The sequence below is a fragment of the Streptomyces sp. NPDC058221 genome (genome assembly GCF_042882365.1).
In the GTDB taxonomy this organism is placed as follows: Bacteria; Actinomycetota; Actinomycetes; order Streptomycetales; family Streptomycetaceae; genus Streptomyces.
The window spans coordinates 30766-38724 of record NZ_JBHVWF010000073.1 but is presented as its reverse complement, the minus strand read 5'-3'; the positions used below and the strand labels follow the sequence as shown (position 1 = coordinate 38724).

The following is a 7959-nucleotide window of genomic DNA, read 5'->3' as shown; positions in this document are numbered from 1 at the left end:
GGGGTGCGGGACCGTCGGGGCACGGGACCGAGCCGGCCTCATGCGCTCCGGCGGACCAGTGCGACCAGCGCCACCGTTCTGTCCTGCCGGTTCCGGGCGATCAGGACCATCACCACGATGAGCAGCGCGGGCATGACCGCGTTCGGCGGATCGAGCAGCGTCAGCTGGACGACGGACGCCCCGGCCAGCAGCCCGCAGAAGGCGATGGCCGCCACCCCCGAGAGGATCGGGATCAGCAGCGCGATCGCCCCTGCCGTCTCCAGCCCTCCGACGGCGTACATCGCACCGTGGCTCCAGCCCATCCGGTCGAAGGACTCGATGGCGGACTCATGGGCGATCAGCTTGGCCGTTCCGCTGAAGGCCAGGAACAGCGCGAGTGCGAACCGTGCGACGTTCAGCGCGACGGTGCCGCGGCTGCGACCGCGGCCGGTGGAACCGGCTGACGGAGCAGCTGCGGGGGCGGCCGTGGCCGTCGTGGTCTCGGACATGTGGGTCTCCTCAGGGAAGCGGTGCACGGTGTCGCTCACACAAGGACAGACCGGCGCCCGGCCCGTGACTCATCGCCCCGCCGGCCACGCATTCCCCTTCTTCCGGCGCTACTTGGGCACGGCCCGCACCCAGACGCCGTCATCCGTGAGGTAGCGGTCCACGCGCAGACCGGCCTCGGCCAGATACCCCTCGAACCGCTCCTTCGACAGCGGCCGCGACAGGAACGTCTGCGTCCAGCGCGCATCGTCGAAGTCGTACTGGGCGTGCACCGAATGCACCCCGTCGCCGACCGGCTCCGAAGAGACGATGCGGACCGTGTACCCGGAAGGGTCGACCCGTTCGCGCGGCAGACCGGTGTGGGCGTTCTCCCCCTCGCGCTGGATGAGCACCACCCCGCCGTCGCGCACATATCTCCGGCAGGTCCGCAGCAGCCCGTCCCGCACCCGGTGGTCGCCCGAGTGCACCAGGAACGACGCCAGCATCACCACGTCGAACGTCTCGTCACCCAGGTCCAGGGACTCGATGGGGCTCCGCACCGTACGCGCGCCCCGCACCTGCTCCAGCATCTGCGCCGACTCGTCCACCGCGGTGACCGCGAAGCCGCGCCGGACCAGTGGGTGCGTCACCCGGCCCGCCCCGCAGCCCAGTTCCAGAATGCTCGATCCGGCGGGGACCGCCCCGGCGATCACGTCGGGTTCGTCACCGGCCGACAGCCGGGTGTACAGCTCGACGGCACAGCCGTCCGGGGTGATATCGCCGGGTCCCGTCCCTGAATAGCCCTCACGTACCAGTTGTCCGCTCATACCTCCCCGAACGAGCCGTCCGCATGCGCGGTTCCTCTCACACGGAGCGGCGTGCGACGAGCGCGGCGCTGAGGTGCTGGAGGTCGGCGGGGCGGGCCGGGGAGAGGCCGGTCAGCCGGTCGATCCGGCGGATGCGGTAGTCGACGGTGTTGGGGTGGACGTGCAGTGCGGCCGCTGCGGCCCTGCGGTCCAGGCCGTGTTCGAGGTAGGTCTCCAGTGTGTGCAGCAGCTCCGGTTTGGCCTCCAGCGGGCGCAGCAGCCGGGCGAGACCGTGCAACGCCTCGCTGGGCCTGCTCAGCTGGTACTCCAGCAGGACGTCGGCCAGCCGGTACAGGCCGGGCGGTCGTCCGGTGCGGCCGACCAGAGCGACGATCTCGGCGTTACGGGCCACAGCGGCCGGAACCGCCGCCGGTTCCGCGGTCTCGGCAGCCGCGGTGACGGGCACCCCGGCCGCCCTGGTCGCCTCGGCGATCAGCTCGCACAGGCCGCCGGGACCGCTCCACGGCGGCGGCTCGGCGACGGGCAGCAGGACCGTTCCGCCGGAGGCGTCGAGCGCGGTCAGGGCCGGCGTACCGGCGAACCGGTCCAGGGCCGTGCGGATACGGCGGATCTTGCGGCGGGCCGCCACTCCCGCGCCGGGCCCCGGGCCCTGGCTCACCTCGTCGCGGTGCGGGGCGAGTGCGAGCGTCATCGTCAGATAGCCGGCCGCGGGACGCAGACCGGTGCGCTGGGTGAAGAGCTCCAGGGACTCACCGGCCAGCAGAGCGGCCATCAGGGCGTGCCGGCCGCCGTGTTCCTGGCTGTCGAGGATCTGCCGGGCCTCCAGATAGGCGCCGCTGACCGCGGAGGTCAACTGCTGCTGGAGAACCATGATGCGGTCCACGATCTCCAGGACGGCGGGGAGGTCGGCGCCGTCCGCGTCCCGGGCGGTCTCCTGCCAGCACATGCCTATGCCGACCTGGTACGCGGTGAGAATGGCGTCCAGCGGTACGCCCTCCTCCGCGCGCTGGGCCGCCGAGTCGCGCTGCTGGGCGAGTTCGGCGTCGGTGGCGGGGCGACGGTGTTCGACGACATCGGCGAAGAGCCGAAGATTGTGCTGGACGATGTCCGCGATGTCGCCCGCGATCTCCTCGTGGGGCAGTTCCGCGTAGACCGGCAGATCGCTGAGCAGCCGCGCGACGACACGGGCGGTGAGGGCGGGGGCGCGGGCGCGCAGCTGGGCGGCCACCGGCCGTCCGGCGATGCGGAGCGGCGGCTGCGCGGCGGCCCGCAGGCCCTCGCGGGCGCCCCTGACGACGGCCCGCTCTTTGTCATGCGTCACAAAAGCCCCTGCGGAAGTCTGCGTTACCGACCAGTTAAACGACGGCGTTCGAGTCTGCATGATGACCGGCGACACCCGCCATGCCCCGCCTCGCCCCCACCCCCGGAGGTCGCCGTGAACCCGTTGCGAAACAAGGCATTCTGCCGGACCGTCAGATCATCCGTCACCGCACTCGCCCTGACCGGTCTTGCCGTCGGCACCGCCGCGTCCGGTGCCCGGGCGGCCACGGACGACACCACCTCGTACGTCGCACTCGGCGACTCGATGGCATCGGGTCCGCTCATCCCCGACATCACTGGACCGGTGGCCTGCGGACGGTCCACGCACAACTACCCGCACGAGCTGGCCGCGAGCCTCGGCGCGTCGCTGCACGACGTCACCTGCAGCGGCGCCGCGTCCAAGCACATGACGGAGAAGCAGTCGCTGTCCCTGCTCGACGTGCCCATGGGCTCGGCGCCGCCCCAGTTCGACGCGCTGCGCGCGGACACCGATCTGGTGACCCTGACCATCGGCGGCAACGACACCGGGCTGGTCGGCATCGCGCAGGACTGCACCAACCTCGACCCGTCCGCCACTCCCTGCAAGGACAAGTACAACGAGGGCGGGGTGGACCAGGTGGGGCAGCGGATCGCGGAGTTCGCCCCCCGGCTGGCCGCCGTACTGGACAGGATCCACCAGCGTTCGCCGCAGGCCAGGGTGATCGTCACGGGCTACGGGCTGTACATCAAGCCCGGCGGCTGCTGGCCGCTGCAGCCCGTGCTGCCGGTGGACGCCGACTTCCTCCAGGGCAGCGTCGACCGGATGAACACGGTGATCGCAGAACAGAGCGCCGCGCACGGCGCCGAGTACATCGACCTCGCCACACCCAGCAAGGGCCACGACTCCTGCCAGGCCCCGTCGGACAAGTGGGTCGAGGGGTACGTGCCGACGGCCGCCGCCGCGCCCCTGCACCCGAACCGGCAGGGCGAGGCGAACTACGCCCGCATCATCGGCGCACACGTCCAGGGGAGCTGACACGTGCGGCAGCGGCTGCTCAACGGCCTGCTCGCGGCGTCGCTCGGCGCCGCCGCGCTCCTCGCCCCGCCGGCCCGGGCGGCCCCGCCGGGCCACGCAACGGACCGGGGCTGCGACCCGCTGGCACCCGCCGAGTGCCTGCTGCCGTTCCCCAACGACTGGTACACCCGGCCGGACCCGGGCAGCGGCACGGGCCGCCGGGTGGCCTTCGACTCCGCGGTACTGCCCCGTGCCACGGCCGGGCAGCCCATCGACCCGGCCGCCTGGAACCGGTCCGACGGTTTCTCCCCCGGCTCCGCCCTGATCGCCCAGGTGCCGGGCCTGGACCTGGCCGCGACCGGCGCGGCCCCGCTCACCGACATCGGCCGCTCCCTCGACCGGGACGCCCCGGTCGTCGTCCTGGACACCACGACCGGTGAGCGGTGGCCGTACTGGGCCGAACTCGACGCCAACGCCACCGACCCCGCCCGGCAGGCCCTGCTGATCCACCCCGCCCGCAACTTCCTCGACGGCCACCACTACGCCGTGGCCCTGCGCCGCCTCAAGGACGCCGCCGGTCGTACGATCCCGGCGGCCGCCCCGTTCACCGCCGCCGCCGGCCGACGGCTTCCCGCGCACGATCCGCTGCGCGCCCGCCAGGACCGGCTCCGCCCCTCCCTCACGGCCCTGCACAGAGCAGGGGTCACGAACGAAGGGCTCAATCTGGCCTGGGACTTCACCGTCGCGTCCACGCGCGGTCTCACCGGCGACCTCTTCACCATCCGCGACGACGCGTTCCGCCGGCTCGGCAACCGCTCGCCCGCCTTCGCCGTCACCGGGGTCACCGACTTCACCGCCGCCCAGGACGGCCGGATCGCCCGCGAGGTCACCGGCCGGATCACCGTACCCAGCTATCTGGACCTGCCGGGCGGCCCGCCGGGATCCGTCCTGAACCGCGGCCCGGACGGCACCCCGCGCGCCCTGCCCGGCAACACCCAGCTCGCGGAGTTCCGCTGCGAGATCCCGCGCTCCGCGTTCCGTACCCCCTCCCGTCCGTCCCTCTACGGACACGGGCTGCTGGGCCGCCGCTCCGAGGTCGGCGCGGGCAACGTCAAGGACATGGCGGCCGAGCACGACTTCACGTTCTGCGCCACGGACTGGATCGGGATGGCGGAGGAGGACATTCCCGTCGTGCTCGGCGGGCTCGCCGACCCGAACCTCTTCCCGGCCGTCCCCGAACGGAGCGAACAGGGCATGCTGAACGCCCTGTTCCTGGGCCGTGCCCTGATCCACGCCAAGGGGCTGAGCAGCGACGCCGCCTTCCGCACGGCGGACGGGCGTCCGCTCGTCGACATCCGGCACGGTCTGGCGTACGACGGGAACAGCCAGGGCGGGATCCTCGGGGGCGCGCTGGTCGCCGCCTCGCCCGACATCCGGCGCGGGGTGCTGGGCGTCACCGCGATGAACTACGGGCTGCTCCTCAACCGCAGCGCCGACTTCGCACCGTTCCAGCAGGCCCTGGACGTCTCCTACCCGGACAAGCTGCACCAGCAGCTCGTGCTCCAGCTGTTCCAGATGGTGTGGGACCGCGGCGAGACGAACGCGTACGCCAACCACCTCACCGACCACCACGAGGTGCTGCTGCACATCGCCTACGGCGACCACCAGGTCGCGAACGCGGCAGCCGACGCGGAGGCCCGCACGATCGGCGCCCGGCTGGTCACCCCGGCGCTGGCGGCGGGCCGCAGTCCGGACACCGTGCCGTACTGGGGCATCCGCCGGATCGGTCGGGGTCAACTCCCCTACCGCGGCTCGGCCATGACCGTGTGGGACAGCGGCACCCCGACGCCCCCGCTCACCAACACCCCGCCCGCCGGGCCCGAGTACGGCCACGACCCGCACGAGGATCCCCGTAACTCGCCCGCCGCCCGTCAGCAGAAGGCCACCTTCCTGACCACCGGCCGTGTCATCAATGTCTGCGGCACCACCCCGTGCACCGCCACCCCCACCTCCTGACGCCTCCCCTTCCCCCGGGCACAGACCCCCGCAGGGCACAGACCCCCGCAGGGCAGGACTCCCCGCGGGGCACAGACAAGGAGCACCCATGCGTACGCACCGCATAGCCGGCGCCGCCGTCGCGGCCGCCCTCATCGCAGGTACGGCCCTGGCCCCGTCCGCGCTCGCCGCACCGCCCGCCGCCGCACCGGCAGCGGCGGTCGCCGCCTCCGCCGTGCCGTTCACCTCCGCCACCGCCGCGCGCACCGCGGACGGCGGCCACACCCTCTCCTGGGCCTCCCCCGCCGCGTCGGTGACCGTCACGGCCGTCACCTCGCCCGACGCCACCACCGGCACCGTCCTCGGTACGGCCCCGGGCACAGGCTCGCTGACCGTGCCCGCGGGGGCGCTCCCGGCCGCCGGGCGCTGGTATTTCCGGCTGGTGCCGGACAGCGGGAGCCCGCTCGTCGTCGCCGACCGTTCGCTCGGCCTGGCCTCCGCGCGCAACTTCCGTGACATCGGCGGCTACCGCACCACGGACGGACACTGGGTCCGCTCCGGCCTGGTCTACCGCTCCGGCAAGCTGGACAGCCTCACCGACGCCGAGCAGCAGCAACTGGTCTCCCAGCACCTCACCCTCGACGTGGATCTGCGCAACGCCATGGAGCGCCACGACGACCCGGACCGGCTGCCGGCCGGTGTCGCCTACCAGGTCGCCGACGTCGTCTCGCTCAGCCACGGCATCCGCTTCCACGACCCGGCGCTGATGACCCTGGCCCAGGCGGTCGCCGCCGGTCTCTTCTCCGGTTCATCCGACCTGGGCCAGTCGATCGGCTATCCGTTCATGGTCAACTTCGTGGGCGGTGACTACGCGTTCCACGACCTGGTCACGGCCGTCGCCGCGAACACCTCGGGTGCCACGGTCCTCCACTGCAGCGCCGGCAAGGACCGGACCGGCTGGGGCACGGCCGTCCTGCTCACCCTGCTCGGTGTCCCGCGGGCCACGGTCGAGGCGGACTTCCTCGCCAGCAACCAGTACACCGGCAACCCGGAGGCCGTCGAACTCAGCTGGCTGCGCGCGGCGTTCGACGAGGTGGACCACCTGTACGGCGACTTCGACAGCTATGTGCGCGAGGGGCTGAAGCTCGACTCCGCGACCGTGGACGCGCTGCGTGCCAAGCTGCTGACCGGCTGAGCCGCCCGCTCAGTTGCCCGGGTAGCGGCCACGCGGCCACGCCGGGGCGTGCTCGAACTCCAGGGACAGGTCGTCGGCCACCTCGGCGATCACCGCCCGCCCCTCCGTCAGCACCAGCCAGGACGGTGGAAGGTGCACCTCGCCGTGGCGGGCACCGAGCAGATTGCCGCAGACCGCGCCGGTGGAGTCGCTGTCGCCCGAGTGGTTGACCGAGAGCAGCAGCGCCTCGCCGACCTGATCGGTGCCCGGCAGCGCGAGCGCGCAGTACACGGCGATGGCCAGGGCCTCCTCGGCGACCCAGCCCGCGCCCAGCGACTCCACCTTCTCGGCGCTCGGCGCGCCCCGGGCGGCCAGCTCACAGGCCGCCCGGAGCGCTGCGGTCGTCTCCTCGTGCCCGGGGTGGCGTGCCAGCAGCTCCATGGCCCGCAGTACGGAGCCGGGCAGCGAGTCGCCCTCCAGGAGGTGGGCGACGACAGCGGCGAGCGCGCCCGCCGCGTAGGCACCGGTGGGGTGGCCGTGGGTGATCTGCGCGCAGCGGGCGGCGAGCCCGAAGCCGGCCGCGGCGTTCTGGCCGGTCAGGCCGAAGGGGGCGGAGCGCATCACGGTGCCGCAGCCCTTGGAACCGGTGTTCACCGGGCCGGGCTCACCGAGCGGGGCCCGTGGGTCGGGGATGTGCCCGGCCGTGAGCCCGGACAGGCAGGCGTTGCCGGGCGCGCGTCGTGCGTAGAGCCAGTGCTGCTGCCTGAGCCAGCCGGTGCGGACGAGGTCGTCCCCCTCGGGGGGCGGCGGCGCGGGGTGATTCTGGGTGTCGAGCCAGCGCAGATAGGCGTGCCTGACGATCGCGGTCTCGGCGCCGCCGATCCCCTTGGAGACGGCGCGGGAGTGCGCCCTGATCAGGCCCTCGGCCGTGAAGAGCGTCATCTGGGTGTCGTCCGTGACACGCCCGGTCACCCCGTCCTCATCGGCCGTGAGCCCGCGTACGCCCTGCTCTCCGTGCGCCCGCCGGATGCCCGCGAGGGACAGGAACTCCACCGGGTTGCCCAGCGCGTCCCCGATCGCCCCGCCGAGCAGACATCCGCGGACCCTGGCCCTGCGGACGGAGCCGTTCCCCCATGCTGTGCCGTTCACGACCGGCGCCCCCTCTCTCGTCGCTCTGCCGCGTT

The 7959-nt window shown here is 73.0% G+C and carries 7 protein-coding genes; 3 read left to right on the top strand and 4 right to left on the bottom strand.

Annotated features, from left to right (window positions below; translation table 11 throughout):
• Positions 1 to 38: 38 nt before the first annotated feature.
• The 3 genes from ACFVW8_RS22730 to ACFVW8_RS22720 form a co-directional block, all read right to left on the bottom strand.
• Positions 39 to 488: a DoxX family protein gene (locus tag ACFVW8_RS22730; RefSeq protein WP_389692762.1), complete on the bottom strand. Its 450-nt coding sequence runs from the start codon at positions 486 to 488 to the stop codon at positions 39 to 41.
• A gap of 108 nt (positions 489 to 596) precedes the next feature.
• Positions 597 to 1292, bottom strand: a complete 696-nt coding sequence (locus ACFVW8_RS22725) for a class I SAM-dependent methyltransferase (protein WP_389692760.1) — start codon at positions 1290 to 1292, stop codon at positions 597 to 599.
• Between the two features lie 37 nt (positions 1293 to 1329).
• Entirely contained in the window at positions 1330 to 2520 is a 1191-nt protein-coding gene (locus ACFVW8_RS22720) for a PucR family transcriptional regulator (RefSeq protein WP_389692770.1), read from the bottom strand.
• Between the two features lie 207 nt (positions 2521 to 2727).
• Between ACFVW8_RS22720 and ACFVW8_RS22715 the strand changes: the two genes are divergently transcribed.
• The 3 genes from ACFVW8_RS22715 (at position 2728) to ACFVW8_RS22705 (ending at position 6796) form a co-directional block, all read left to right on the top strand.
• Positions 2728 to 3627 (top strand): SGNH/GDSL hydrolase family protein, encoded by a 900-nt coding sequence (locus ACFVW8_RS22715; protein ID WP_389692758.1) that lies wholly within the window; start codon positions 2728 to 2730, stop codon positions 3625 to 3627.
• Between the two features lie 3 nt (positions 3628 to 3630).
• A complete protein-coding gene (locus ACFVW8_RS22710; protein WP_389692756.1) occupies positions 3631 to 5622 on the top strand; it encodes a hypothetical protein in 1992 nt (663 codons plus the stop codon).
• An 88-nt stretch (positions 5623 to 5710) separates the two neighbouring features.
• The gene (locus ACFVW8_RS22705; RefSeq protein WP_389692755.1) at positions 5711 to 6796 is read left to right on the top strand and encodes a tyrosine-protein phosphatase; all 1086 of its coding nucleotides are present in this window, start codon (positions 5711 to 5713) and stop codon (positions 6794 to 6796) included.
• 9 nt (positions 6797 to 6805) lie between these two features.
• On the opposite strand, the gene ACFVW8_RS22700 is transcribed toward ACFVW8_RS22705, so the two are convergent.
• Positions 6806 to 7924 (bottom strand): ADP-ribosylglycohydrolase family protein, encoded by a 1119-nt coding sequence (locus ACFVW8_RS22700; protein ID WP_389692753.1) that lies wholly within the window; start codon positions 7922 to 7924, stop codon positions 6806 to 6808.
• Positions 7925 to 7959 lie beyond the last annotated feature (35 nt).

Coding starts and splice junctions, on each gene's coding strand:
- ACFVW8_RS22730 (WP_389692762.1), bottom strand. CDS start 488: ATGTCCGAGACCACGACGGCCACGGCCGCCCCCGCAGCTGCTCCGTCA.
- ACFVW8_RS22725 (WP_389692760.1), bottom strand. CDS start 1,292: ATGAGCGGACAACTGGTACGTGAGGGCTATTCAGGGACGGGACCCGGC.
- ACFVW8_RS22705 (WP_389692755.1), top strand. CDS start 5,711: ATGCGTACGCACCGCATAGCCGGCGCCGCCGTCGCGGCCGCCCTCATC.